The 26,606-nt window shown below is 45.9% G+C and carries 26 protein-coding genes and 1 pseudogene; 8 read left to right on the top strand and 19 right to left on the bottom strand.

What is annotated here, in order from left to right; genetic code table 11:
* Positions 1-88: 88 nt before the first annotated feature.
* Entirely contained in the window at positions 89-853 is a 765-nt protein-coding gene (fadH, locus tag ADU24_RS07425; RefSeq protein WP_053366028.1) for a 2,4-dienoyl-CoA reductase, read from the bottom strand.
* Between the two features lie 176 nt (positions 854-1,029).
* Between fadH and ADU24_RS07420 the strand changes: the two genes are divergently transcribed.
* Positions 1,030-1,902 (top strand): metallophosphoesterase, encoded by an 873-nt coding sequence (locus ADU24_RS07420; protein ID WP_053366027.1) that lies wholly within the window; start codon positions 1,030-1,032, stop codon positions 1,900-1,902.
* Between the two features lie 82 nt (positions 1,903-1,984).
* Here ADU24_RS07420 and ADU24_RS07415 read toward each other — a convergent pair whose 3' ends face one another.
* Positions 1,985-4,114 (bottom strand): putative bifunctional diguanylate cyclase/phosphodiesterase, encoded by a 2,130-nt coding sequence (locus ADU24_RS07415; protein ID WP_231689585.1) that lies wholly within the window; start codon positions 4,112-4,114, stop codon positions 1,985-1,987.
* A gap of 229 nt (positions 4,115-4,343) precedes the next feature.
* Between ADU24_RS07415 and ADU24_RS07410 the strand changes: the two genes are divergently transcribed.
* The 3 genes from ADU24_RS07410 (at position 4,344) to ADU24_RS07400 (ending at position 6,837) form a co-directional block, all read left to right on the top strand.
* Positions 4,344-4,958: a helix-turn-helix transcriptional regulator gene (locus tag ADU24_RS07410; RefSeq protein WP_053366026.1), complete on the top strand. Its 615-nt coding sequence runs from the start codon at positions 4,344-4,346 to the stop codon at positions 4,956-4,958.
* The gene (locus ADU24_RS07405) at positions 4,948-6,210 is read left to right on the top strand and encodes an MFS transporter (protein WP_053366025.1); all 1,263 of its coding nucleotides are present in this window, start codon (positions 4,948-4,950) and stop codon (positions 6,208-6,210) included. The genes ADU24_RS07410 and ADU24_RS07405 overlap by 11 nt, the downstream gene beginning before the upstream one ends.
* A 165-nt stretch (positions 6,211-6,375) precedes the next feature.
* Positions 6,376-6,837 (top strand): YkyB family protein, encoded by a 462-nt coding sequence (locus ADU24_RS07400; RefSeq protein WP_053366024.1) that lies wholly within the window; start codon positions 6,376-6,378, stop codon positions 6,835-6,837.
* A gap of 93 nt (positions 6,838-6,930) precedes the next feature.
* Here the strand turns inward: ADU24_RS07400 and ADU24_RS07395 are convergent, their stop codons facing one another.
* On the bottom strand, positions 6,931-8,250 hold the full coding sequence (locus ADU24_RS07395) for an MFS transporter (RefSeq protein WP_053366023.1): 1,320 nt from the start codon (positions 8,248-8,250) through the stop codon (positions 6,931-6,933).
* A 186-nt stretch (positions 8,251-8,436) separates the two neighbouring features.
* On the opposite strand from ADU24_RS07395, the pseudogene ADU24_RS07390 reads away from it, so the two are divergent.
* Positions 8,437-9,327: pseudogene (locus ADU24_RS07390) on the top strand (aminotransferase class I/II-fold pyridoxal phosphate-dependent enzyme); the annotation flags it as partial.
* A gap of 43 nt (positions 9,328-9,370) precedes the next feature.
* Here the strand turns inward: ADU24_RS07390 and ADU24_RS07385 are convergent.
* The 12 genes from ADU24_RS07385 to ADU24_RS07335 all read right to left on the bottom strand — a co-directional run bounded on the left by ADU24_RS07385 (position 9,371) and on the right by ADU24_RS07335 (position 18,721).
* Positions 9,371-9,736, bottom strand: coding sequence for a hypothetical protein (locus ADU24_RS07385; protein WP_053366022.1), 366 nt, complete (start codon positions 9,734-9,736; stop codon positions 9,371-9,373).
* A gap of 60 nt (positions 9,737-9,796) precedes the next feature.
* Positions 9,797-10,672, bottom strand: a complete 876-nt coding sequence (locus tag ADU24_RS07380; RefSeq protein WP_053366021.1) for an NAD(P)-dependent oxidoreductase — start codon at positions 10,670-10,672, stop codon at positions 9,797-9,799.
* 162 nt (positions 10,673-10,834) lie between these two features.
* Positions 10,835-11,227, bottom strand: coding sequence for a hypothetical protein (locus tag ADU24_RS07375; RefSeq protein ID WP_231689584.1), 393 nt, complete (start codon positions 11,225-11,227; stop codon positions 10,835-10,837).
* A gap of 187 nt (positions 11,228-11,414) precedes the next feature.
* Positions 11,415-11,558: a hypothetical protein gene (locus ADU24_RS23295; protein ID WP_197277486.1), complete on the bottom strand. Its 144-nt coding sequence runs from the start codon at positions 11,556-11,558 to the stop codon at positions 11,415-11,417.
* A gap of 258 nt (positions 11,559-11,816) precedes the next feature.
* Entirely contained in the window at positions 11,817-13,532 is a 1,716-nt protein-coding gene (gene ptsP / locus ADU24_RS07370; RefSeq protein WP_053366019.1) for a phosphoenolpyruvate--protein phosphotransferase, read from the bottom strand.
* Positions 13,532-13,798 (bottom strand): phosphocarrier protein HPr, encoded by a 267-nt coding sequence (locus tag ADU24_RS07365; RefSeq protein WP_053366018.1) that lies wholly within the window; start codon positions 13,796-13,798, stop codon positions 13,532-13,534. Before ADU24_RS07365 ends, ptsP begins: the two co-directional genes overlap by 1 nt.
* Before the next feature lie 231 nt (positions 13,799-14,029).
* Positions 14,030-14,923, bottom strand: coding sequence for a hypothetical protein (locus tag ADU24_RS07360; protein ID WP_156324537.1), 894 nt, complete (start codon positions 14,921-14,923; stop codon positions 14,030-14,032).
* Positions 14,924-15,237: 314 nt separating this feature from the next.
* Complete coding sequence (locus tag ADU24_RS07355; protein WP_053366016.1) at positions 15,238-16,431, bottom strand: DUF58 domain-containing protein; 1,194 nt, start codon at positions 16,429-16,431, stop codon at positions 15,238-15,240.
* Positions 16,431-17,378 carry an AAA family ATPase gene (locus ADU24_RS07350; protein WP_053366015.1) on the bottom strand — a complete coding sequence of 316 codons (948 nt, stop codon included), beginning with the start codon at positions 17,376-17,378 and terminating at the stop codon, positions 16,431-16,433. The genes ADU24_RS07355 and ADU24_RS07350 overlap by 1 nt, the downstream gene beginning before the upstream one ends.
* A gap of 32 nt (positions 17,379-17,410) precedes the next feature.
* Entirely contained in the window at positions 17,411-18,154 is a 744-nt protein-coding gene (locus tag ADU24_RS07345; protein ID WP_053366014.1) for an SDR family NAD(P)-dependent oxidoreductase, read from the bottom strand.
* A 75-nt stretch (positions 18,155-18,229) separates the two neighbouring features.
* On the bottom strand, positions 18,230-18,418 hold the full coding sequence (locus tag ADU24_RS07340; protein ID WP_053366013.1) for an aspartyl-phosphate phosphatase Spo0E family protein: 189 nt from the start codon (positions 18,416-18,418) through the stop codon (positions 18,230-18,232).
* 108 nt (positions 18,419-18,526) lie between these two features.
* Entirely contained in the window at positions 18,527-18,721 is a 195-nt protein-coding gene (locus tag ADU24_RS07335; protein ID WP_053366012.1) for a hypothetical protein, read from the bottom strand.
* Positions 18,722-18,977: 256 nt separating this feature from the next.
* Between ADU24_RS07335 and ADU24_RS07330 the strand changes: the two genes are divergently transcribed.
* Entirely contained in the window at positions 18,978-19,166 is a 189-nt protein-coding gene (locus ADU24_RS07330; protein ID WP_053366011.1) for a YkvS family protein, read from the top strand.
* A 37-nt stretch (positions 19,167-19,203) separates the two neighbouring features.
* Here the strand turns inward: ADU24_RS07330 and ADU24_RS07325 are convergent, their stop codons facing one another.
* Positions 19,204-19,875 (bottom strand): NAD-dependent epimerase/dehydratase family protein, encoded by a 672-nt coding sequence (locus tag ADU24_RS07325; RefSeq protein ID WP_231689583.1) that lies wholly within the window; start codon positions 19,873-19,875, stop codon positions 19,204-19,206.
* 156 nt (positions 19,876-20,031) lie between these two features.
* Here ADU24_RS07325 and ADU24_RS07320 point away from each other — a divergent pair, with 156 nt between their 5' ends.
* Complete coding sequence (locus tag ADU24_RS07320; protein WP_197277485.1) at positions 20,032-20,643, top strand: CPBP family intramembrane glutamic endopeptidase; 612 nt, start codon at positions 20,032-20,034, stop codon at positions 20,641-20,643.
* A gap of 23 nt (positions 20,644-20,666) precedes the next feature.
* Here ADU24_RS07320 and ADU24_RS07315 read toward each other — a convergent pair whose 3' ends face one another.
* The gene (locus ADU24_RS07315) at positions 20,667-21,710 is read right to left on the bottom strand and encodes a YkvI family membrane protein (protein ID WP_053366009.1); all 1,044 of its coding nucleotides are present in this window, start codon (positions 21,708-21,710) and stop codon (positions 20,667-20,669) included.
* Between the two features lie 211 nt (positions 21,711-21,921).
* Here ADU24_RS07315 and ADU24_RS07310 point away from each other — a divergent pair, with 211 nt between their 5' ends.
* Complete coding sequence (locus ADU24_RS07310; protein ID WP_053366008.1) at positions 21,922-24,081, top strand: ATP-dependent Clp protease ATP-binding subunit; 2,160 nt, start codon at positions 21,922-21,924, stop codon at positions 24,079-24,081.
* A gap of 79 nt (positions 24,082-24,160) precedes the next feature.
* Here the strand turns inward: ADU24_RS07310 and ADU24_RS07305 are convergent, their stop codons facing one another.
* Together ADU24_RS07305 and ADU24_RS07300 are read right to left on the bottom strand one after the other, a co-directional pair.
* Positions 24,161-25,855 carry a M3 family oligoendopeptidase gene (locus ADU24_RS07305; protein ID WP_053368828.1) on the bottom strand — a complete coding sequence of 565 codons (1,695 nt, stop codon included), beginning with the start codon at positions 25,853-25,855 and terminating at the stop codon, positions 24,161-24,163.
* A 217-nt stretch (positions 25,856-26,072) separates the two neighbouring features.
* Positions 26,073-26,513 (bottom strand): MarR family winged helix-turn-helix transcriptional regulator, encoded by a 441-nt coding sequence (locus ADU24_RS07300; RefSeq protein WP_053366007.1) that lies wholly within the window; start codon positions 26,511-26,513, stop codon positions 26,073-26,075.
* Positions 26,514-26,606: the final 93 nt, after the last annotated feature.

Genomic DNA, 26,606 nt, shown 5'->3' with positions numbered 1-26,606 from the left:
TTTTTCCCAACCTTTCCTCGCCTCCCGAAATGGGTCCCTTACTTTTCAAGTCCGTTTCATTTCACCATTAACAATCGAAAAATTCACTTTAAAACGGGAACTGGTTGAGCCATTGTCCGCCATCCATCGTTATACATTCCCCATTAATATAGGAGGCGTTATCGGAAAAGAGGAAATAAGCTAATTCAGCGATTTCTTCTGGTTTTCCAAGCCTGCCAAGCGGAACGCTCTTAAGTGTGCGCATGGCCGCTTCTTCCGATTCCCAGAGCTTTTCCGCACCCCCGGTCCTTTCAATCGGCCCCGGGGCGATTGCGTTTACCCTAATGCCGTATTTCCTTCCCCACTCGACCGCGAGCGTCCTTGTCATGGACAGGACGCCAGCCTTTGCGGCGGCTGAGTGTATGACTCCCGCCCCCGCATCCCACGCATAGGTTGCAACCATGTTAATGATTGCACCTTTTCCATTATTCGAAATCCAGTGCTTCCCTACCTCCCTGCTGCAATAAAATGTGCCATTCAAGACAATGTCGATCACTGACTTCCAGCCGTTCGGGGAAAGCTTTTCGGCCGGACAGATAAAATTGCCGGCCGCATTATTGACCAAATAATGAATTTCCCCGAATTCTGCAACTGTTTCTTTTACCATCCTTGTGACATCGTCAATATTTCTCACGTCCATTTCTATCGGGAGGATGTTTCCCCCGCTCACGGGCATTTCCTCCTTCGCCTTTAAAAGCCTGTCAATTGACCGGCCGGTAATCGCCACATTCGCGCCGGCCTCCGCAAATCTTTTCGCCATATACTTCCCCATCCCACTCGATCCCCCGGTGACAATAACCGTTTTGCCCTGCATCTTCATACCTCCATACCTCTTTTTCCAAAGCATACCACAAAAGGTGGGAATGTTCTGATAATTGGTATCGTATTTTAGTAAAGGACTCCGCTTCTATTACAAGTTTTAGTTTGATAGTATTAAAACTGAATGCCCGAATTTTTAAAGAGTTTACAAGACAGGCTGGTAGATAGATGATGGCAAAAAAACAAACGCGCAGGACGTTTCTTAAATCTTTGGTTGGCGGCACACTCGCGGCATTGGGGATTGGAGCGGGAGGATATTTTTATGCAAGGGAAATTGAGCCAATCTTGCTTGACGTCCAAACACATGAAATCATCCACCCTCTCATTCCCGAGCAACTCGACGGCATACGTATCGTCCAGTTCAGCGACACACATCTTGGCTTCCAATATACGCTCGGACAGCTTACAGAACTTGCAGGAAAAATCAGCAGCCTTAAACCCGATATGATTATCTTTAGCGGCGATTTAATGGATGAACCGAATAAATTCGATTCAGCCCACGCCATCATTCCGATACTTCAGGCGCTTCATGCCCCGCTTGGGAAATTTTCAATTTATGGAAACCACGACCATGGCGGCTATGGTACAAAGCTTTATAAAACCATAATGGGTGAATCAGGATTTAGGACACTTGTGAATGAAAGCGTGGCGGTCACAAGGAATGGCCAATCGATTTACCTGGCCGGAATTGACGATGCCATGCTGGGAAAACCGGATATCGAATCTTCAGTCAAAGGCATTCCGGCAAATGCGTATAAGATTCTATTGTCCCATGCCCCAGACCTCGCCGACGACGCCGCTGGTTACGGGTTCCATTTCCAGTTGAGCGGCCATAGCCATGGAGGGCAAATCAAAATTCCGTTCTTTGGGGCACTAGTAAAGCCGCCGTTCGCGGAGAAATACCATGAAGGCTTTTACACCATAGCCGGTGAGGTGCCGCTCACCCTTTATGTCAACAGAGGGCTGGGAACAACAAGGCTCCCTTTCAGGTTTATGTCGAAACCCGAATTAACGGTTTTTACGTTGAAAAACTCAACGAAGTAGACGCTGTTCTAGGGTAATTGAAGCAGGTTGCACTGCAAACCCAATGGAAGAACCCTTTATCACACAGATAAAGGGTTCTTCGTTAGCTGTATTCCCGCATTGCAGGGATTGGCAGTTTTAAATATGTGCCCTCCAATTCATGGGCAGGAGCCGGTGCTGCAAAATAATACCCCTGTGCCTTTTGGCAGCCTTCCATTGCCAGGAATTCCGCCTGTCCGGCCGTTTCAACCCCTTCGGCAATTACTTCGACCCCTAGGCTTTTGCCAAGGTGGATGATTGCCGAAGCGATGGCGGCATCTTTTGCATTTTCACTAATATCCTTCACAAAGGATTGATCAATTTTCAGCACATCAATTGGAAACTTCTTCAAATAACTTAACGATGAGTACCCTGTCCCGAAGTCATCGACCGAGACAGTGACACCAATGCTTTTAATGGTCTTTAGAACAGGTGCCGCTTCTTCCGTGTTTTGCATCGAACTCTCGGTTATTTCTATTTCCAGGCATGCCGGGTCGATGAAATGCCGCTCCATAGCCGCTTTCAGGTAAGCTGGAAAATTAGGCTGCTGTAGCTGCTTCGGGGAGATATTGATGGCAACTCTGAACCCTTCATATCCGAGGCGTTTCCATTCCTTGATTTGCCTGCATGCAGTTTCAATCACCCAATTCCCAATCGGGACAATCAAGCCTGTATCTTCTGCAAGAGGGATGAATACTCCGGGCGATATGGGGCCCAATTCCTTCGAATTCCAACGAAGCAATGCTTCAAAGCTCGTCGCTTCTCCCGTCATCAACTCCACCTGCGGCTGGAAATGAAGGCTCAATTCCTTTTTTTCTATTGCTTTGCGGAGATGCGTTTCGATTGAAAGGATATTCGTCACTGAAGAACTCATGCCCGTCCTGTAAAACTGGAAATGCGCCCGACCACGCTCCTTAACCCGATAAAGCGCTTCATCCGCATTTTTCAAAAGTGTTTCCGCATCTTTTCCGTCATTCGGATACATGCTGATCCCAATGCTGGGCGAAATATAATATTCCTGTGAATTAAAGTAAAACGACCGCTTGAACATGGAAAGGATCCTTTGTGCAAAAAAAGCGGTGGACTTCCTCGTCGTATGAAGCAGGAGGATGATAAACTCATCACCACCCTGCCGGTAGACAAAACAATGGTCGTTTTGGCATTCCAGCAGTCGGGCAGCGGCCTTTTTCAATATTTCATCCCCGACGAGATGTCCGAGGGAATCATTCAAGTATTTAAAGCGGTCCAAATCGATGGAAATCAAGGCGAACTCACTATCATGCCTTGTTGGGGAAAAAAGCTGTTCATTAAGCTTATCAAGGAGCGCCCTCCTGTTGAGCAGCCCTGTCAATTGGTCATGAAACGCCATATATTTAATCATTTCCACATTCTTCGATTGCTCGGATATGTCCCGGATAATGACATAGATTCCTTTTATTTCACCGAAAACGATAATCGGAACCGTTTTGATGTGCAGCGTAAGCAAATACCCTTTCCTGTGGATGAACCGGCAGTCGAGCGATTCCTGCGATTGGCCGTTGCCTGTATTCTCAACGAGCGCCTTAAAATTCGCAAAATCCAAATCAGAGACGAGCTCGTAAATCGAGCTCCCGACCAACTGCTGTTCATGAAACCCCGTCAGCTTTACGGCAGCAGGATTGGATTCGAGGATTCGCCCATCCATTGCAATTGAAAAGATTGCATCCATGTTATGGTCGACAATCGATCTGTATCGTTGTCCGCTTTCAATGATTTTATTTTTTTCAAGAAGATATTCAGTTATATCCCTTGTAATCGCTACAATATACTGGATTAAGCCTGCTTGGTCCCTTACCGCTGACAGGACGGTTTCGCCGAAAAACTCCTTGCCTTCTTCGGTGAAAGAGGCATCGAACACCGACTTTGCGCCATTGGAGGAAAGGAACCGCGTATATTCTACCTGAAGTTTTCCGGCAATCTCCGGAGGCAGGGCATCTTGAAACGTTTTCCCGATTGACTCGTGCGAAATGCCCGCCCGCAGGAAAGCGGTTTCATTCACGAACAAATACCGGAAGGTTGGCCCCTCCTCGACTTTCATGATGAAAACCATATCCTTCGCGTGGCGGAATACGAGATCAAACAGGATATTTTCCACATTTGCAACCCCTCTATGGCCTGCAATGCCCATATCCAAAATGTTCTTGTTGAACTCCATACTATCATCCTCAAAATTTTTACAAGATTGTTTGTTCAAATGAACAGTTCATTCATCGGACAAAAAATTGGACTATTCTACAAATTTCCCTTCCTCTATCATACTATAAGATTTTCCAACCCGGGGAAAATATCGAAAAATTTTCCTTTTTGTTTGAAAAAAATAATTGCAAAATCTTTCCTGTAAATATATCATAGTGATATATCATCTTGATATTTGGAGGGTTTTTATGTCAACCGAGCATGCAATTTTGGCCGTGTTAAGTTTTAAACCGAGTTCCGGCTACGATATAAAAGCTGAATTTGAACATGAAGCGGCGGGGTTATATTGGGGTATGAGTTATGGGAGTATTTATCCAAAGCTGAAAAAGCTCGAAGAACAAGGTTTAATCGTTGCGAAAGAAAGTGCTACCAAGGGCAGGCAAAAAAACGTTTATGAACTGACACGATCAGGTTGGGCCGAACTGGAAGGCTGGCTTCTTAAAGCCCCTGAATATCCTATGATAAAGGATGAGCTGTTTATGAAAATGGCAGTCTGGCATGAGGGTATGGATAACAATGCCTTGATTGCCCATTTGCAGGTACGGCGTAAAAGAACAATGGAGWTTCTCCGGTTTGTTAAAACATGGCCTGAAAACAATACCTCTTATGTCAGCGGCGTTGGAAAACTAGCCATTCGGTATGCAAGAGTGAGACTTGAAGTGGAGCTGGGTTGGATAGATGAAACAATCGCGGTCCTTGAAGAAGGGACCCTCCCTGAACCCCAGGATCCATCCGGGATGGCAAGAGGCATAAAAGCGAGGCGCCTGCGGGCAATGGAGGGAGCGGGTATAAATGAAGAATAATATGTTTGGGGTCTTAAGGAACAGGGCTTTCCGTTCCCTTTTCGCTGCCCAGGTTTTCTCCGATCTTGGAAACTGGCTAGATTTTATCGCCATACAGGTCATCGTCGCTTACAAATGGGGACTTGGTGAGGAAGCCATTGCGGCTGTTATTATCGTTCTTGCGCTTCCCTGGGTAGTAATTGGCCCTTTTGCAGGCGTTTTAGTTGATCGGATGTCCAAAAAACACGTGATGATTGTGACACTTCTATTACGGGCGGTTTTCGTCTCAGGCCTCTATTTTTCTCCTAACCTCTATATTCTTCTGTTGTTCTTACTACTAAAAAGTACGGCCGGGGCTTTATTTGATCCAGCAAGGCAAGCGATGATCCGGGAAACTGTCAATGAAGGCGAACTTCCGAGTGCGGTAACACTTAGCCAACTGTCTTTAAATTCGACGAAAATCATAGGCCCCGCGCTTGGTGCCGGCATCATCTCTCTGTTTGGGGCAAAAAGCCCGTTCCTGTTTGAAATAGCCGGTTTCGTTCTTGGAACCGTATTCCTGTTTATGCTCCCCACAGCAAAATTCATGCATGCAACCATTCATGACGGCAGAGCGTCGGGTGGAAAGCCCGCTTTTAAAAAGGAACTGGCCGAGGGAATCATGCACATTTTTAAAGTGCCGGTCTTAAGAATTTCGGTTATCCTTACGGCCGCCGCATTGTTCATTATCTTCCTGTATGATGGCCTTTTTGTCTTTATTGCGAAGAGTATCGGATTCAACGGTGAAAGCTTCGGCCTGCTTGTTAGCTCCGTAGGGCTTGGAAGTGTTGCCGGGGCGATTTTTTTGGGAAACTGGACCAGATGGAAGACCCTGCCTGTCCAGTTTATGTCCGGTTCCGCCCTGTTCAGCGGACTCCTGATTGCCTGTATTGGCTTGGGCGGACACAAGGTATTCACCTTGGCTGATTGGGGGTGGATGATCGGGGCCTTTTTGCTTGGAGTACTTGGTGCGAGCCAATCTGTTCCGTATGGGTACGTACTGCAATCCGAAACCCCAAGCAAGTTAATGGCCAGGGTATCGGCTGCCGCTTCCGCCCTGCAGACGTTTTCGATGCTTGTAGCCCCCGCGGCTGGCGCCATGCTCGCTAAAGTGATTGGCGTGCCCAATGTCATGCTTTTGGCAGGTGCGGCAACAACCTTCCTTGGCGTGTGTGTACTTACCGCCTACTCGGCAAGAAAAAGGAACATGGAAACAAAAGCTGGAGCGTCCTAACCAAGGCGCTCTTTTTCACTGTCCTGAATGCAGGTTAAAAAAATGGGGGGAGTTTTCTTTTCTATCTTCCCTGGCAGATTTAATTAGATGAAAAGGCAAAGATTTCAATTTTAACGCATTCGCGTTATAATGGATACAAATGCACAAAATGAAAGGAGACTTTGCTTGGACAGTACGAATCCCCGGTTTACCGACTATAAACTATCACTAAAAAACCTCTCCCAGGCAATCTATATTGTCAATCGGCACGCGAAAACGGCCCCGGATCCTAAATTCCTTTATCTTCTAAAGCATGAAGCGATAAAAAAACTTCTCAGTGAAGGAAAAGCGAAAAAAGTCGGACTGCATTTTTCGAAACATCCAAAAAACAGCCAGCAGCAATCCGATGTCCTAATTGAATGTGGCGACTATACATTCCATATTCCTCCGGAGAAAAAAGACTTTGCCGAACTTCCCCATCTTGGATCACTGAATGGATTGGTCAGGAACCCCAAAGCGGCGCTTTCCCTCACTCAATCAAAATTGATTCTTAAAGAGTACACAGGGATAAAAGAGCCAAAACAACCCCCAAGGGGAAAGAAAGTTTACCAAAAGCCCGTTTTCAAGCGGCTTGGGGAAAGCTTTTAAGCATTTGGACAATTGATTTCCTAGACAAAAAAGCCGGCGATTGCCGGCTTTTTCTGGTTTCCTTTATATCCTTTAAAAAGTAACCCATAAGCTTTAATCTTCACGGATTCGCCTATGCACCAGGAGCCCCGCCACGGTAAGGATGATAAGCGATCCAAGTGCAAGCCTGCTAGCTATATTCCCATAATCGGCAAACACGAGCGTGATGCTTCCGTAAAGAAGTGGACCGACAATGGAGGACACTTTCCCCGAAAATGCAAACAGCCCGAAAAACTGGCCCCGTTTCTCATCAGGGGTCAAGTCGACAATATAGGTTCTTGTTGTCACCCACATCGAACCAAGGGCGATGCCGAACATGCTTCCGGCAATCCAGAACATCGCGCCATTGACCGCCAGGCAGGCAATAATGAGGGCTGCGAGAAGCAGAATTCCCACGTAGAAGACAGCCAGCCTCGCACCAGTCTTTTTCGTCACATAGCCAAAGATAAACGAACCGATAATACTGGAAATAGTCGATACTAGATAAAGCAAAATGAATTGCCCGGTTGAAAAGCCAACGATTGTTTTCGCATAGACAGCCATCATCGCAATCGTTGTAGCAAGGGCATCATTCAGGAAAAAATACGCAATCATGAATGTGAAAATATTTTTGTGTGCTTTCATTTCCCTGAACGTCGCGGCGATTTCCTTATATCCGGAAAGGAACGATTCCTTTTTCGGTGAGGGAATTGGCCTTTCTTTTACAAAAAAGAAAATCGGCAATGAAAATAATAGGAACATGATGCCTGTCGGAATAAAAGCTTCATGGAAACCGTCATCTCCAATGAACGGGTAGACCGCAAGCCCCGCCAGCGTTCCAACATAGCCGATTGCAACCCCAAAACCCGAAATTAAAGGGATTTCCTGTTTCGTCCCTAAATCGGAAATCATCGCGTCATAGAAGACAAGGCTTGAATGGTAAAAGAACTTTGCAATAATAAATAAGATAAGAACGAGTACGAGCGGGATTGGCATGCCGAACCATTTCCCATTCAGGCCGGCACCTCCGAAAACCCCCATGAGGATTGTCGAGACAGCAGCTATTACTGTGAAAATCGCAATATATTTCTTTTTTTGGCCGGTTCGGTCAATCATTACTCCGTAAAGCGGAGAAAAGATAACGAGGAAAAAGCTTGCGATTGCATTTGAATAGGAAACGAACGTGCTTGCGATCTGATTTAAAACCTCATTGTTGCCAATTGCTTCCGTCATATAGAACGGAAAGAAAATTGTATTAATATTTGAGGAAAATATTGTGTTCGCAAAATCATATAAGGCCCAGGAAAAGATGGGCAATGTAAAATACAGCTTCCAGCCCGTCCGGTTCAATGCTCCTTGTGGATGGGCGGGATTTGATTGTTCGGTTTGTGCCATGGGGTCAACTCCTTTTTCTAATCAATTTGCTTTTATAAGCCTCTTTGGATAAGTATACCATTATTTGTTTTCGTTTTTCACAAATTTTCGGACTATTTTCATATACAATGGATTCGTTGGAGGGATGGCATTTATAATCCCTTTTCTTGTAACATGTTAGAATATGAAACCGTAGGAAAATGTGGTTGGGAGGCGGAAACGGAAATCATTGTGACTACAGGAGCCAGTGAAGCGATTGATATTTCTTTCCGGACCATCCTTGTAGAAGGGTGTGAAGTAATCCTGCCGGGTCCGGTATACCCGGGGTACGAGCCGATTATTACGATGTGCGGGGCTACTCCAGTCTTTGCGGATATCCGGGACAATGGTTTTAAGTTCACAGCCGATACCATAAAGAAATACATAACGGAAAAAACCCGCTGTGTCGTCCTGCCCTACCCCTCCAACCCTACGGGAGTCAGCCTTTCCGGGGATGAAATCCGGGATATAGCCGATTTGCTGAGAGGCAAAGACATTTTTGTACTCGCGGATGAAATATACAGTGAATTATTATATGGCATGAAGCACGTATCCATCGGTTCGTTTTTAAAAGACCAAACGATTGTCATTAACGGGCTTTCAAAATCCCACTCAATGACCGGGTGGCGAATCGGCCTTCTTTTCACGCCTGAACCAATCGCCCGCCACATATTAAAGGTGCATCAGTACAATGTCACATGCGCCAATTCCATAGCCCAGGCAGCAGCCGCCGAAGCGCTTACTGCCGGAATCAATGATGCCGCAGCTATGAGGAATGAGTATGAGCAACGGCGCGATTATGTTTTCAGGCGACTTTCAGAGATGGGTTTACAAACAGTGAAGCCGGACGGGGCGTTTTATTTTTTCGTCAAGCCGCCGAAATCAACGAAGCTCAATTCTTTCGATTTCGCAATCGATCTGGTCAACAAAGCGAAAGTGGCAGTTGTGCCGGGCAGCGCATTTTCGGAATTTGGGGAAGGATATTTCCGCCTCTCGTTTGCCTATTCCATGGACACCCTGAAAGAGGGCTTGGACAGGCTTCAGGCATACTTAAGTTAAATTTCATGGAGAAACCCCCGCTTAACCCGGCGGGGGTTTTGATTTAACCCATTTTCCTGATGAACCTGACTTCCCGGTATCCTTCAATCCGGTCGGTTGTAAAGAGGCCGATTTCCGCAAACGTGCCCTTAAGGCTTGTAAGGACGGCTTCGAACTCCTCGGGAGACTTTGGTTTGGAATATCCAAGCCTTCGGATTTCTTCCATGAGGATTCTGAACCCGCCGTCTGTTTCAATATGGCTGAATTTCACAGGCAAAGTCCCCTTCACCTCATTCATCAGCGTAAGGTCCCATTTGATCGGGCGGGCACCATTCACGGTTTTTTCCCTGCTGAAACCGTCGATCCTCACAAGATACCTGCCATCTTCAAGTTCATCAAACTTTTCTTTAATATCCTCGAATTGATTCATCCCATTCCCCTCCTTCATAGAAAGGGTATTAAGGACAATGAAGTTTTAGAAGGTAAACCTCTATTCCCAATATTTATATAACGCCTGGGTTCCGCTATTTTCCTCGCCTTTTCCGGCCAGTTCATCATACAGGGATTTCGCAAGCGATAAGCCCGGTGCGTCCATGCCCATCCGTTCGGCCTCTTGAAGTGCGATGCCCATATCCTTGATGAAATGTTTTATGTAAAAGCCAGGGGCGAAATCCCCACTCAGCATCCTCGGGGCAAGATTGGATAACGACCAGCTTCCCGCCGCGCCTGTCGAGATGCTTTTTAAAACATTTTCAAGGTCAAGGCCAGCCTTCCTCGCATAAACCATTGCTTCGGCAACGCCAATCATATTCGAAGCGATGGCGATTTGGTTGCACATCTTCGTATGCTGCCCCGCACCCGCCTCCCCTTGGTACACAATATTCGTCCCCATTTTTTCAAGCAACGGCCTGACATTCTCGAAAGCCTGTGCATCCCCGCCAACCATGATGGCGAGCCGGGCTTCCCTGGCCCCTATATCACCCCCGGACACCGGGGCGTCCAATGAGTGCATTCCACGCGCTTTCGCTTCTTCATAAAGCTTTTTCGCAAGTGTTGGAGTGGAAGTTGTCATATCGACAAAATACGTACCAGCCCCCGCATTCGCAAAAATCCCATCGTTTCCGAAGTAAACTTCTTCAACATCCTGCGGATACCCCACCATTGTAAAAACAACATCGGCATTACGGGCGGCTTCGCCTGGTGTATCTGCCCAGTTTGCTCCCTTTGCTAGAAGGCTGTCGGCTTTTTCCTTTGTCCTTGTGTAAACAGTAAGATTGTAGCCCGCATCCATTAAATGGCCCGTCATGCTTTTGCCCATTACGCCAGTACCAATAAATGCAATTGAAGTAGTTTCTGGAGTTAACATTGAATCAGCCCTTTCCTTGTCTGTCCCTTCTATTTTAGCATGGGGTCATTTTGTGTGGGCTTTTTTTACAAAGAGAAAAGCCCCAGGCGACAGTTCCCGGGGCCATGTGCCAATCTCCAATTATGCACCTTCCCATTATGCCCCATAAGAGGCCGTTTTATCCTACAATTCAGAGGAAAAATTGGATAAATAGCCGCGGCCGAAGACCTCTTTGCCATTGAACACTTCAATCGAAACGGCGTCCCCCTCGGCGATCATTTTTTCAAGCTCTGCAATATGAAAATCAATGTTCAATGGAAGCGGATCCATAAGAATATAATTGCCGCCATCTTCTTTTACTTCCAGATACTCRCCGTTCAGCACCTCTTCTTCGCCATAGATGATTTCTTCTGTTCCGAGCGCCGCAGCGAGCTTTTCATCATGGATATTCACCTTTACTTTGAACATATCCTCGCCCTTTAAATAGTTTTCATTGATTTTAAACCTGAATTGAAGTTCATTGTTTTTCGTTAAAAATGCTTCAGCATACTTGCTTGCGATAATGTCGCGATCCATAAAAAGTCCGCAACCTGAAACAGTCAGCGTAAGTATAAGAAAAAGAACAATCCGCATAGTCTTTTCAACCCCTTCCCATCCCCTGCCACTCTTTAATCTAACCTTAGCCAAAGTGCGGGCTGGATAAACGTGGGGACGAAAAAAATTGACAAGCAAAAGCCCCTGACAAGCAGGGGCTCCCGTTTTCTTATTCCGCATTCACTCTATTCTTCTTTTTTGGCGCTCCTAGGGATTGCATTTGATTCATCAGTTTTTCACGGGATTCCTTGTTCCTCATCAGATACGCTGCGCCAAGTGCCACAGTTGTCATGAGCATTTTTTTCCTGTCCATCGAATCTCTCCTCCCTCGAAATGTCCATTCATTAAAAAACTTCCCTAATGGCAAGGCATATAAACATAGGAATCGAAAAAAGGATTTCCTAAATAAACCAATGTACCCTACAAGTGAATAAAAAAAATCCGGCTGCATATGCAGCCGGCAAAAAGGGGGAAAATGAGAATGATTAGCTTACACTAAATCATACTAGTTGCTTGGTAGTATATTACCCGTAAACTTGTCCCTAAAACCTTTTTAATTATTACAATACCATTACATGTTTATTGCGTTTTTTACAGATTGAACAACCTCTTCGACGGTTCCCATAGAAAGGGCTTTTGAGGCCAACTCTTCCATATCCGATTTGCTAAGCTTTTTAATTAAAGACCTCGCTCGGAGGATGGAGGTGGCACTCATGGAAAATTCATCAAGACCAAGCCCTACAAGCAGAGGGATTGCCATGACATCGCCTGCCATTTCCCCACACATGCCAGCCCACTTTCCTTCAGCATGGGCTGCATCAATAACCATTTTGACAAGCCGGAGAATGGCAGGATTATAAGGCTGGTACAGATAGGAAACCCGTTCATTCATTCGGTCCGCTGCCATGGTATATTGAATCATATCGTTTGTACCGATGCTGAAAAAGTCGACTTCCTTGGCGAATTGGTCAGCCAAAATGGCCGTCGATGGGATTTCAACCATAATTCCGACCTCAATCCGGTCAGAAACTGTTGCCCCCTCTTCCTTAAGCTTTGACCTTTCTTCTTCAAGGATTGCTTTCGCTTTCCTGAATTCATCAAGCGTAGCGATCATTGGAAACATAATTTTCAAATTTCCATATGAACTTGCTCGAAGAAGGGCACGAAGCTGGGTCCGGAAGATTCCTTCCTGGTCAAGGCAAAGGCGGATAGCCCGGTAGCCAAGGAACGGATTCATCTCTTTCGGAAGGTTTAAATAAGGGAGTTCCTTGTCACCGCCGATGTCAAGCGTCCTGACAACAACCGGCTTTCCTTCCATTCCTTCGAGGACAGCTTTATAGGCTTCAAATTGCTCGTCCTCCGTCGGCATCTGGTCCCTTCCCATGTAAAGGAATTCAGTCCGATAAAGGCCAACAGCTTCCGCCCCGTTTTCAAGGACGCCCTTTAAGTCGTTCGGTGTTCCGATATTTGCGCCAAGCTCGACTTCGTGGCCGTCAGCTGTTACAGTCTTTTCGTTTATCAGCTTGGCCCATTCCCCCTTTTGGGCTTCATAGTCGGCTTTTACCTGCTCATAAGCCTGTACCAATTCAGGGGTAGGATTGATATGGACTTCGCCTTTTAGTCCGTCGATAATAACCAAATCCCCGTTCCGGATTTCCTCTGTCGAAGTCCTCGTGCCGACTACAGCAGGAATTTCCATGGACCGGGCCATTATCGCAGAGTGCGATGTCCTTCCTCCAATATCTGTCGTAAAGCCTTTGACAAACTGCCGGTTTAGCTGTGCGGTATCTGAAGGAGTCAGGTCCTCCGCAACAATGATTACTTCTTCGGCAATCATGGAAGGGTTAGGAAGCTGGACGCCCAAAAGCCTGGCGAGGACGCGTTTTGTTACATCGCGGATATCAGCGGCTCTTTCCTTCATATATTCATTATCCATCTGTTCAAACATGGAAATGAACATGCCCGCGGTTTCATTCAGGGCAAACTCCGCATTAATCTTTTCTCCCGAAATTCTGTCCTCGATTGGAGAAATGAGCTCAGGGTCGGAAAGAACGAGAAGATGGGCTTCAAAAATGGCAGCTTTGTCCTCACCCAAGTCTTCCCGCGCTTTATCACGGATCTGGGCCAATTCAGCCTTCGATTGTTCAAGCGCAGCCCTGAACCTTTCGATTTCCGCATCAGGATTTTCGACGGGTTGCCTGCTGAAGGATAAGTCGGGCTCAGTTAGCCTGTATGCTTTGGCGATAGCGATTCCATTCGAAGCAGCAATCCCCTGCAAAAAAGCCATTATTCTGCGAGTCCTTCTTTTTTCAATGTTTCTTCAAGTGTGCGAAGCGCTTCCTCGGCATCCCCGCCCTCAGCTGAAATGGAAATCGCCGAGCCCTGGCCGATTCCCAAGGACATTACCCCCATAATGGACTTCAGGTTTACTTTTTTCCCTTTATATTCAAGGTTGATTTCGGAATCGAACCTGCTGGCTGTTTGAACTAAAAGTGTGGCTGGCCTAGCGTGGATTCCTGTCTCAGCAGTAACCATAAATTGTTTTTCTGGCATACTTAATCAATCTCCTTCAATATATTAATAAATGATTTGTTGCGGGGACGACCCTGTTAAACCAATCCGATAATGCCCGGCCAATCATAAAACCGCCCCTAACCTTCTTAACTTAACCAATATTTAAAATATAGTCAAATAAACAGGCAGGCAGCCCGTATTTTACCGTTTTAGGTAAAATGAGCAAACCTGCCGTGCATGAAATTCCTTTCCGAAAAATGGCCATGGCGGTTATGGCTGCTTCTTTGGCCGCTTCTTTTGTTCCTTCCGTTTTTGCTTAATCATTTCCTTTAGTCCCTTTAGTTCACCACGTGCAAATTCAAGTTCGGAGTGGGTCACGTTGAGGTCTCCATAGCGGACATCTTCGTATAAACCAATCACTCTTTGGTTGGAAGGTGCCCCAATCCTGCTTAGCCATTCCCCAACTGTTTCAAATCCCAAACGGCCGAAACCGTTTTTGACAGCGAAATATTCAAGGTTGAAAATTTCTCGCCGAAGCAGGTTATCCGGAGGGGAAGGCTTTTTCTTCCTTGCCGTTCCCTGGCCTGCATTCCGAATACCAACAGAGCCAACAGTATTTACCTTTGTATTTTCAAGAATGAGGCGATTCCTTTTTTTATACAAAAAGATGAATAGCCCTATTAAGGCGAGGACGACGAGTACCATAAGAGCCGTTTCCGTATATTTTTGCATTGCCTCTTCACGGATGACTTTTCCGACACTCGGCCTTTCCACATAGTCGATTTCATTTACCCTATCGGGATCCGTCCATACTTTCTTGGTTTCGGACCACTTAAGAAGAGGCGATGCCAAGGCACCAAAAATCCATGCTACCCCCCTCAAGACTAAAAAGAACGCGGACTGGATATAATCCATAGCCATTGCGATGAGGCTGCCAGCCAAAACAATAGGGGTGATCAACTTCCCGAAAAACGCCAAATATCCCGCCTTATTCCGATTATCTCCTTCGATCGTTGAAAGATTCAAGAGGAAGCGGCCTGATAAAACAACCATAACCTGTATGATTACTATTGCTATTGTAAGGTGGAAGATCATCTCATTCTTCGTATAAGCACCTATTAGGGCTGGAACCGCAGCCATAGCCGAGAAGGTAGCCAGCAACAAATCGTGGTCCTCCCCCTTTCCGCCAGCCAGGGAATTCCCTCTCCAAAAAAGGAAAGCAACCCCACATGCCACAGGAACGGGATGGAAGCCAAAAAATAAGCCGGTGGCGAATAAGGCCGGAAGTAAAAGGATAAAAAACATTATTTTTGCCTTTTCCCCCAACCGGACAAGGAGCCATGTATAAAGAGTAAAACATAATACGAAAAGGGCCAGCGCAGGAATAATAGACAATCCTTTTTCCTTTGGCCAAAAATATGGAAATACTAGCAACGTGGTGAATAACAATTCAATTAAAAACACATACATTTTTTTCATCAAGAGGATCGCCTTCCTTCCATGGAAGGTGAAAACGGCGTAAGCTCCGCCTTATCCTGAATGGTTTGCAGTACCATGAGCCTGATGCCACGCTTCCTAAATTCATCAAGCTTGGCCGCTGTATATCCGGGCATTTCCCCTGCATGGATAAGGCAGGGCAGCATATGGAGGTTCCGGTCCATAAACGAGAGCATCTTCTCATAAGGATAGGGGGCAAATGAATTTGCCAGCGCCAGCATTTCAAATATTTTTTGAAGTTGCTCCCTCCCATTTCCCGGCGGAAGATAAAAGAACGGAACATCACCAGCGTTCCTCATGTTCATGCAAAGCGAAACAGGGATTTGCCTGGAATAAGCAAAATACGCAAGGTCAGCGGCGCTTCCAAGCATTTCCTCAAATTTCACCGGAATTGAATAGCCATCCGCAACATTAATGCATATGACGATCCCTTTTTCTGACACCTGGTCATATAGCTTTGTTTGAAGCCTGCCAACACGTGCACTCGCCTTCCAATGGATTCGATGGAAACCATCGGAGTAAGTATAGTCCCTCGTTCCTGCGGGCGAAAGCATATCCTCATAGAGTGAGAATGGGGTAAATTGGCCTCCGGGCTTTAATGATACGAGATCCATTTTATTGACAACTTCCAGCCTGTCCGGGTAAACGATTACTTCCTTTGGAAGGGGAAACCTGTACTCAAGATTTACTTTTCCAAAACCGAATAGATTCGGTATTTTCAGTTCGATCTTTCTGATTTTTGCTAATCCCCTTTGTTTACTCGTAAAAGGAAGTTCAAATTTCTTAGCCTCTCCCTTATTGAGGGAAAGAGGAAAGGAGACTTCGTGCAGCCATTTTTTATCATTTTCGTCGGCGCCTGGAGGCTCGACTGCCTGGTCGAAGAATACCCGTGCTTCCGCATTTAATATCGGCCAGCCTTCATTCGTGAACACCAATTCCCAATTCCCTTGTTCATCAATGAAGTAGCGATCCCTCTTCCTCTCCGCCCCTACATCCAGGCCTTCCCCCATCTTTTTTTCATAGAAAACATTAAGGGAGATAAGTACAAAAGATATGACTCCTGCAAAGAATAAAAATTTCGTATCTAGATAAAGTGAAAGCAGGATAAGAAAAATCGCCATAAATTGTATGGGAAGGATTTTCCCGTCTGAAAATGAATGCTTACTCCAGGACATTAGCTTGCCCCCGCTTCAACCGGGACAGGCACACTTTCCATGATTTCCGAAATAATTGCCTCCGGGCTTTTTGTAAGGGACCCTTCCGTCGATAAATAAATGCGGTGTCCCAATACAAATGGGGCAACTGCCTTAACATCATCCGGCACCACATAATTCCTGCCAGCAAGGAAGGCCTTTCCCTGTGCTGCCTTCATGAGGGCAAGCGTCCCCCTCGGGCTGACCCCAAGCTCAATTAGAGAATGCTCCCGCGTTTTCCTGGCAAGTTCAAGAATATAGGTTTCAACTTCATCATTTATTTGTACTTCTTTGGCTGCCTGGGAAAGTTCCCGCAGCTCGTTCTTATCTAGAACCTGTTCTATCTTGGAGGCAATGATGCTAAAACGGTGAATCTTTAATATTTCTTTTTCTTCATTAAACTCCGGGTACGCGGCATCCAATTTAATGAAAAACCGGTCCATTTGCGCTACCGGCAGGGGAAATGTCCCCTGCTGGGACTCAACCGGATTCTGAGTTGCGATAACCATGAAGGGCCATTCAAGCGGAAGGGTATGGCCGTCGATTGTGACCTGCATTTCCTCCATCGCCTCAAGAAGGCTTGACTGGGTCCGCGGTGTGGCCCGGTTAATTTCATCCGCCAAGACAATATTTGCCATGATTGGCCCATGGAGCAATTCAAACTCCTGTTTCTTTGGGTTGAAAAACTGGATACCGGTAATATCCCCTGGCAGGACATCCGGGGTAAATTGGATACGCGAGAAGCTTCCGCCAACCGCCTCTGAAAACTTTTTCGCTAGCATTGTCTTACCTGTTCCGGGAACGCTTTCCAAAAGGACATGCCCATTGAACAGCAGGGAAATGAACATCAGCTCAATTTCCTGCTCCTTTCCGACCAGATGGACGCCTATTTCTTCCTTCAGCCTGTTGCCAACCTCTAATACTCCCATTTTCCCACTCCTATTTATCTTTTTTTATAAAACTACTCTTCATACATCATTTTCCTTGTCATGCCTCCATCAATGATGATGTTTTCACCTGTTACAAAATCATTGCGGGGATCGGCGAGGAACAAGCAAGCCCTAGCGACATCCTCGGGCTTCCCTACCCTGCCGCTTACATGCTGGCGATGGTCACTTTCCGAAAGCAAGCCATACTGTCCGGTTTCAATCCAACCCGGGCTGATACAATTTACTGTAATACCGTAAGGCCCAAGCGTCCGGGCCAATGCATGGGTCATCGCGACGATGCCGCCTTTTGATGCGGCGTATGCTTCGGTATTTGGCTCGGACATAAATGCCCTTGTCGATGCGATGTTGATGATTGTACCGCCTCTTTCCTTCATTACCCTGGCTGCCGCTTGTGAGCAGAGGAACACACTGCGGAGGTTTGTATTCAATATGTCGTCCCATTCGCTCACCGCCATTTCAAAAAAGTCATGGAAGGTTGAAACACCGGCATTATTCACGACAACATCAACTTGCCCAAAGCGGGAAACAGATTCAGCAAACAGCTTGTAAACGCTTTCCTCCGACCTGACATCGGCCTCAAGGAAGACTGCACTCAGATTCTCCTTCTGGAGACTTTCAGCAGCATCCATTCCAATCCTGCTGTCAAAATCGGCCATCACTACATTCGCTCCATTGGCGGCAAATTCCCTGGCAATGCCCAATCCAATTCCTTTGCCTGCCCCGGTAACAATAATTGTTCTGCCTCTGAATTGCATCCTAAATCCCCCCCAACTGTCCGATTAACGGAAAAAGCAGGCGCCCAGCGTTTAAGCTGGGCGCCATAGGCCGTTTTAATTTTTCATAGCCAGTGAGCAGGAAAAACCAGCAACGGTCGCCTTATTATGCAAGTTGAGCAAATCATCCAGCTCCCGACTAATAATAAGGGTCTGGTGGCTTGCTAATCCTGTCATTGTGGCCGCCAAAATCATTTCTTTCCGCTTGTTTTCTATTTTGTACAGCAGATTGTCATGGGTTGGCAATGGTCCTTCACCTTCACTCCGCAAGGGTTATTGGATTTATTGTACACTTATAGGTAAAAATTCACAATATATTCATAAAATTTTTACAAAAATGGAAGGGAAATTTTTTCAGCTTCTCGGCTCTGGCAAATATTCATAAATAACATTTCCGCCTCGCTGGGCAATTCCGCGAAAGTGCTTGAAATCCTCCCGCTTTACAAGAGTACTCCGAAATTCGAGGAAATCTTCATTCGTCACGTAATATTCCGCAAGTTCCCCACTTTTCAGCCTATCAAGAATTTCATTGATTCCTTTTTCGTCCATTATCTTTCACCACCTGGTTGCAACAATATAATAGGATTGTTCCTTAATCCAAATCATAATGGAGCCCATTTTGTCTGTCCAGCACCTTTCCCACTTCAAGAATAGCCCGAAGTAGAAAATTTTAGGAAAGAAAGCCTTTACGTTTTCATAAAATTAGTGCAAACTGTTAGTAAAATCTGCACACTAGCTTTTGATTAAGTGAAGATTCCATTTAAAGAAGTTAATCAAAATTAGGGATGAAGAAGGAGAGAGGCAGTTGAAGAGAGCAGAAGTAGGGAACGTCATTGAATTCCGCGGTGGGCTTCAGGGAATCGTAGAGAAAGTGAATGAAAACTCTGTTATCGTAGACCTAACTTATATGGACAATTACCGCGATCTTGAATTGGACCAACGGACAGTAATTAATCACAAAAACTATAAAATTGTTAAAGAATCGGCCAACTAATACAATTGCAAAAAGCAGCGGAACGCTGCTTTTTGTGTTATTCGGCAAACATTTTTCCAAGCTTGGCAATTTCATCGGACTCATGGACGACAATTCCTTTTGTATCGCCTAGAGCAATAGCAACCATTGCTTCCGCAACCGTTTCAGCGGCAATGGGCGCAAATTTCAGCAACTTTCCGGACATTAGCCTCCAAAATGGCCATGTAATCCATTTAGCCAGCTTTTCTCCAAAACGAAATTCCTTCCGGTCGCCTACTAATAAAGAAGGCCTGAAGATATGGACAGCCGAAAATGGCATCAATGCAGCCTCCCTTTCCATTTCGCCTTTCACCCTGCTATAGTAAAAAGCCGACTTCCTGTTTGCCCCCATCGCGGAAATGATGAAAAACCTTTTGGCCCCTCCCTGTAAAGCAAGCTTTCCGGCAAGGAGAGGCAAATCGTAATCGACGAACATAAATGCTTCCTTTGAGCCTGCTTTTTTCATCGTCGTCCCTAAGCAGCAATAAATATCATCAGCCTTAAATTCTTCGGGATGCCTTGTCAGGTTCTCCATGTCCAATATAGTTTCCTTAATTTTTGGTTTGATAATTCCAGTTGCCCTTCTCCCAATGATTTTAATCTCGGAGTATTCTTCCCGCCCAGCAAGCTTTTCCACCAGATGCCCGCCAACAAGGCCTGTTGCCCCTAGGACCAATGCTTTCCTTCCCACTAACATCCCTCCCTTTTTAATTACTATAACGATGATTTGGGCCTGATGCTATAGTGGTTTCCTCCGATTTTTCATTGCTTTAAAATACACAGACTTTTTTTGATTCCTTCTATTTGCTACAATAGGTTCAATGCACGAAAGGAGACAGACGCTTTAATGGTATTGAAAAAAATTGACTTCCGCCTGGTTGGTGGCTTTTTGCTTGCCCACCTTTTACTTTATTTTACCTTCCAGGATAAAAAAATTTTTTGGTACATCTTCCCAGCGTGCCTGTTGCTCTTAACAATTTGGACAATCCTCCTTGAGGATGTGGACGACAGGATTTCTTTTATCCGGTATATTACAGCAGGCATACTTTCAGGGCTACTTTTATATGGGCTTTTTTATTTTGGAAATGCCATGATCCACTTTTTTCATCTGCCTCTCGGAGACAATATTGGTAGGCTGTACAAGTGGTTCTCACCGCGCCAATCCTGGCAATATATCGCCCTTGTTCTAATTGCCGTTCCCGGCGAAGAGATATTTTGGAGGGGATTTATCCAAAAAAGGCTCCTCAGGCACTCCTCGGCATTCTGGAGCATTGTTGTCTCTGCTGCCATGTATGCCTCCGTCCATATTTATTCCACCGAAATGATTCTAGTCTTTGCGGCATTCATTTCAGGGATTGTTTGGGGTGTGTTGTTTGCCTGGAAACGGAGCATCCCGCTCGTTATCGTATCCCACCTCGTTTTTGACCTATTGCTCTTTATTCTTGCGCCACTCTACTAAAAGGCCGCCGGTTTCCGGCGGCCTTAATTCATTTTCGGCAATGGCTTTACCCATAAAAGGATTAGAAACAGGAGGCTCACATAACCGAACAGCGGATAAAGAAATGAAAGAAGCGTTCCGTAGTGAACGAGGCTTGCGGCATATGAAACAGCAAAGATGCCCACTGTTATCGTTATAGTATGGAGCGGCACATATTTTCTAATCTGGCGTTCGAGCCCATAAATATTTCCGATGACGGAAGTAAAAATTTCTGCATAAACGACTCCTATGAACACCCAATGAAACCCGCCAGCCACATTTCTCATTACTTCAGCCATTGGGATGTCATAGGCCTCCAGGTTTGGGAGCATGACAAGCGTTAGGTGGCTGGATATAAGAATTAAGGTAAGGGCAGACCCTCCGAGAATCCCTCCCCATTTGATCGTCCAATCATCCTTTACCTCAAATGCAATTGGGACGAGGACAGCCTGTGAAAGACCGAGATTGAATGCAATATACAAAAACGGGGAAATGGCCCCTTTCCAACTTCCGCGTAATTCCCCTATTTGAAGAAAAGCTTCGGTAAATCCCGGCATTGAAACCGTAAGCGACATGAGCATTAAACTGAACAAAATCATTGCCGGCACTATGAACGTGTTAACCGCAAATAACGCTTTTGTCCCAAAAACCATTACGATGATGGAGAGCGCGATTGTTAAAATGACACCCGAATTCCTTGAGGCGCCGAGCTGTTCCTCAAACACCGCTCCAGCGCCGGACATCATGACAGAGGTAACGCCCAGCAGCATTAGCAGCATAAGTACGTTAATCGCCTTTGAAGCCCGGCGGCCAAATAGGAATTCATTAAAGCCCTGATACGTATCGACGTTAGCCCTTGCAGCCGCCCTCATTAATTTTGCACCCATAAAAATAAGAAGAAAGCCGCTAATCAAAATGCCAAAAAMCCCAATCAACCCATAACGGGAAAAAAATTCGACTATTTCCCTGCCTGTAGCAAAACCCGCCCCAACGACCGTACCCACATAAACGGCCGCTATTTGGAAAGCCCCTGGCCAATTTCGTTTCACGCAATCCCCTCCCCTTAAACACTATATGGAGATTAGGACAAACAATGCTACCAAATTCCAATCACCGGAAAATGTGTACTTTGGTAAAAATTACATACACCAAATAGTTGAAAGTCAAAGAAGGTCAGAGTATACTAATAATCAGAAAGGTCAAAGAAAGTCAAAGACAAACAAAAGCCTTTCAGAAGATTTTTAACAAGGAGGCAGAAATATGCTTTGCCAACTATGCAATCAATCACAAGCAAATGTGCAATTTAAATTAATGGTGAATGGCAGAAAGAAAGATTTAATGCTTTGCCAGGACTGCTTTAGCAAAGAACGCCAGGCAATTGCGGGCTCATTGGGGCCATCTGCCGGATTTCCATCTTCATTTTTCAGCCAATTTAATGAGCAGCCATTTGGCAGCATGGGCTACCCAGGCCAAATGGATGAAACAATAAAGGAACAACCTAATAAAAGCGGCGGCAACGGATTTTTTGACCAATATGGAAGAAATCTTACCCAATTGGCCAAAGCCGGCCTAATCGATCCCGTAATTGGACGCGATGAAGAAGTTGAACGCGTAATTGAAATATTAAATCGAAGGAGCAAAAACAATCCTGTACTCATCGGGGAACCAGGGGTCGGAAAAACGGCAATCGCAGAAGGCCTTGCTTTGAAAATAGCCGAAGGAAATGTACCCGCCAAACTTTTGAATAAGGAACTATATCTCCTTGATGTTGCTTCCCTCGTAGCCAATACAGGAATCCGGGGACAATTTGAGGAGCGGATGAAACAAATGATCTCCGAGCTTCAGTCCAAAAAGAACATTATCCTCTTCATCGATGAAATTCATCTGTTGGTCGGAGCCGGTTCTGCGGAAGGATCGATGGATGCAAGCAACATCCTCAAGCCAGCGCTCGCTCGCGGCGAACTCCAGGCTATTGGAGCAACAACCTTGAAGGAATACCGCCAAATTGAAAAAGATGCGGCACTTGAGAGAAGGTTCCAGCCAATCCATGTCCATGAACCTTCCCTAGATGCAGCAATTGAAATTTTAAAAGGTATTCAATCAAGATATGAGGATTTCCATGAAGTTAAATATTCGACCGAAGCAATTGAGGCGTGTGTCCAATTATCAAATCGCTATATCCAAGACCGCTTCCTTCCAGACAAGGCGATCGATTTGCTTGACGAAGCCGGTTCAAAACTAAACTTGCTTTCCGCAGGGGTTTCTTCAAAAGAGGACATTGAGGAAAGGTTGAAGGCGATTGCAACAGCTAAAGAAGCCGCGCTCAATGAGGAATACTACGAAAAAGCCGCGGAGCTTCGCGATGAAGAAGCCGAGCTTGAAAACAAGCTTGAAAACGCCGGGCCATCAAACCGCCCTGTTGTGCAAGCGAAACACATCCAGGAAATCATTGAGAAGAAAACCGGCATCCCGGTCGGCAAGCTGCAGGAGGATGAACAGCAAAAGCTGAAACATCTCGAAGAATCGCTAAATGGCAAGGTCATCGGCCAGGAAGATGCTGTTCGAAGAGTAGCGAAAGCCATCCGCCGGAGCCGTGCCGGCCTGAAAGCAAAACAGCGGCCAATTGGCTCATTCCTGTTTGCCGGCCCTACAGGCGTCGGAAAGACAGAACTGACAAAAAGGCTTGCTGAAGAGCTTTTCGGCTCAAAGGATGCAATGATCAGGCTCGATATGAGCGAGTTCATGGAAAAACACAGCGTATCCAAGCTCATTGGTTCCCCTCCAGGCTATGTCGGCCATGAGGAAGCCGGACAGCTTACGGAAAAAGTCCGCCGCAATCCTTATAGTATCGTACTGCTTGATGAAATTGAAAAGGCCCACCCGGATGTCCAGCACATGTTCCTGCAAATTATGGAGGACGGACGCCTGACGGACAGCCAGGGGCGTACTGTGAGCTTTAAGGACACTGTCATCATTATGACAACGAACGCCGGGGTTGGCGTGAAACCAATCCATGTAGGCTTTGGAAACACCGGCGCCACATCGGAGAGCGGCCTGCTTGAGTCACTTGGTAGCTTCTTCAAACCGGAATTTCTCAACAGGTTTGACAGCATTATTGAATTCAGCGGCCTGAAGAAGGAAGATCTTCTCCAAATTGTTGAATTGATGATAAATGAACTTCAGGAAAATCTTGCTGAGCAAGGCCTTACTCTCACTGTCAACAATGAGGCCATGGAAAAATTGGCCAAACTTGGCTACCATCCGTCATTCGGCGCGCGTCCACTCCGCCGCGTCATTCAGGAACAGCTTGAAGATAAAATTGCCGACTTGATCCTTGACGAGTCGGATGCCGACAAGATTGAAGCCATTGTGGAGGAAGGCCAAATTTTGGTCCGGCCACAAGCGACTATTCGCCAATAAAGCTATTCCTTAAACCGTTATCGTAAAAATGAAGCCCGGTCCAGACATATACTATCTGGACCGGGCCTTTTTGCGTTTATTAAAGTTTCTTGTCGTCGATGGAATTCAGGTAGTCCTCGATTACGCCGATAACCGATTCGACACAGCCGTCTTCAAACGGTGAAATCAAGCCGGCTTCCTTGACTAGCCCGGTAAAGGACTGGCTTCCGCCTAGCGTGCAAAGGCGGGCATAATCCTTCCAGGCCGTTTCACGGTCTTCCCTTGACTTTTTCCAGAACTGAAACGCGCAAATCTGTGCCAGCGTATAGTCGATATAATAGAAAGGAGAACCATAAATATGGCCTTGGCGTTGCCAAAATCCGCCCCTCGATAGGTAGTCATTGTCTTCATAATCCTTATGCGGCTGGTATTTCCTTTCAATTTCCCGCCATTTCGCCTTTCTTTCCGCTGGTGTTGCTTCCGGGTTTTCGTACACCCAATGCTGAAACTCATCAACAGAAACGCCATACGGAAGGAACAGAAGCGAATCACTAAGGTGCTGGAACCGGTACTTGTCAGTGTCTTCCTTGAAGAACAGCTCCATCCACGGCCATGTGAAGAACTCCATGCTCATCGAATGGATTTCACAAGCCTCATAGGTCGGCCAATAGTATTCCGGTACATCGAAATGGCGGCTCGAATACACTTGGAATGCGTGGCCGGCTTCATGCGTAAGAACATCGATATCGCCTGATGTGCCGTTGAAATTCGAAAAGATGAACGGTGCCTGGTAGTCTTCAATGTATGTGCAATATCCGCCGGAAGCCTTACCCTTTTTGGCGACAAGGTCCATCAGGCCATTATCCTGCATGAAACGGAAGAATTCTCCCGTCTCAGGGGAAAGCTCGTCGTACATTTTCTGGCCATTGTCAATAATCCACTCGGGGCTTCCCTTTGGCGCCGGATTCCCTGAAGTGAAGCTGAATCCTTCATCATAATAGAAAAGCTTCTCTACGCCAATCCGCTCCTGCTGGCGTTTTTTTAGCTTCGTGGCAATCGGTACGATAAACTCCTCGACCTGCTTCCTGAAACCGGCGACCATTTCCGCGTTGTAGTCAGTGCGGTGCATCCTGTAATAGCCAAGTTCAACGAAGTTTTTATAGCCAAGCACGTGTGCGATTTCAGTCCTTACTTTTACAAGGTCATCATAAATCCGGTCAAATGCCTCTTCATTTGCGCTGAAGAAGCCAAATTTCGCTTCGCTTGCCCGTTTCCTTGTATCGCGGTCAACAGATTGGATGAATGCATCCAGCTGCGCCAGGGTCCGTTCTTCCCCTTCAAACTCTATTTTCGCGGAAGCAACCAGCTTCGTATATTCGGTCGTCAGCCTGTTCTCCTTTTGAAGCAGCGGTACGATTTCCGGCTTGAAGGTTTTCAGCTGGCCCTCTGCTAACGCGAACAGTTGGCGGCCCCACTTTTTCTCAAGCTCGGCGCGGAATTTAGAATTCGTTAAAGCTTCATAATACTTTGTGACTAGCCCTTCAAGCTCAGGGCCAATCTCGTCAATATAATCCTGCTCCGCCTTGTAAAACTCATCCTCCGTATTGATTGTATGGCGGACAGACACAAGCGAAATCATTGTCCCGATATGATTCCTCTGCTCATTGATTTTTTGAATCGCCTTCTCCTGCTCTGCCGCACTGCCTGCGGAATTGAATTCCTCAAGCGCACTTTCAAACTGCTTCTTAATCTCTTCAAGGTCCGGCCTTACGTATGTATAGTCCTGAAATTTCACCTGAAACCCCTTCTCTCTTTTTAAATTCACTTCATTCATTTCGACATCCGAAACTTGAATTCCTCCAATTTCAGAAAAATACCGGAAATTTTTGAAGTTTACTCCCCGGACATTTTGTTGTCCTTCCAAGATCATGAAATTCGCCCAATGGGCACTCTTGAAAAATCCAAACAAAAAAGCGGCAAAAGATATGCCGCATTTTTGGGGGACTACCTTATTAAAACTTTCCCGATGGCAGTCCTAATTTCTTCAATAGTGTGATTGCCTCTTCCCGCTCCTGCTCCGTAAGCCGAGACATGAGTTCATGGATGTTCCGTTCGTGCTCAGGAAAAACATCTTCAATAAATGCTTTTCCTTTATCAGTAATTCTTGCATAGGTCACCCTCCGATCACTCGGGCAGGCCACCCTTTGAAGAAGCCCTTTTTGCTCAAGCTTATCGACGACATACGTAATACTCCCGCTCGCAATCAGGATTTTCCCGCCGATTTGCTGAAGCGGCTGGTCTCCTTTATGATAAAGGAGCTCCAGGACGGCAAACTCGGTAGGGTTTAGGCCGTTTTCCTGGATAAATTTATTGACCTGTTCATTGATCGCCTTATAGGCTCTGGATAGGACAATGTAAAGCTTAAGTGATTGTGAAATAGATTCTCTTTCCAATATGATCAATTCCTTTAATGGCTTTTTAAAATCACCTTGAATTCAAGATAATTATAATAAATTTAGTGGACAGTGTCAACGAACCACATTACA

The sequence above is a fragment of the Bacillus sp. FJAT-27245 genome (genome assembly GCF_001273955.1).
Classification (GTDB): domain Bacteria; phylum Bacillota; class Bacilli; order Bacillales; family Cytobacillaceae; genus Bacillus_D.
This window is presented reverse-complemented; position numbering and strand designations above follow the sequence as displayed.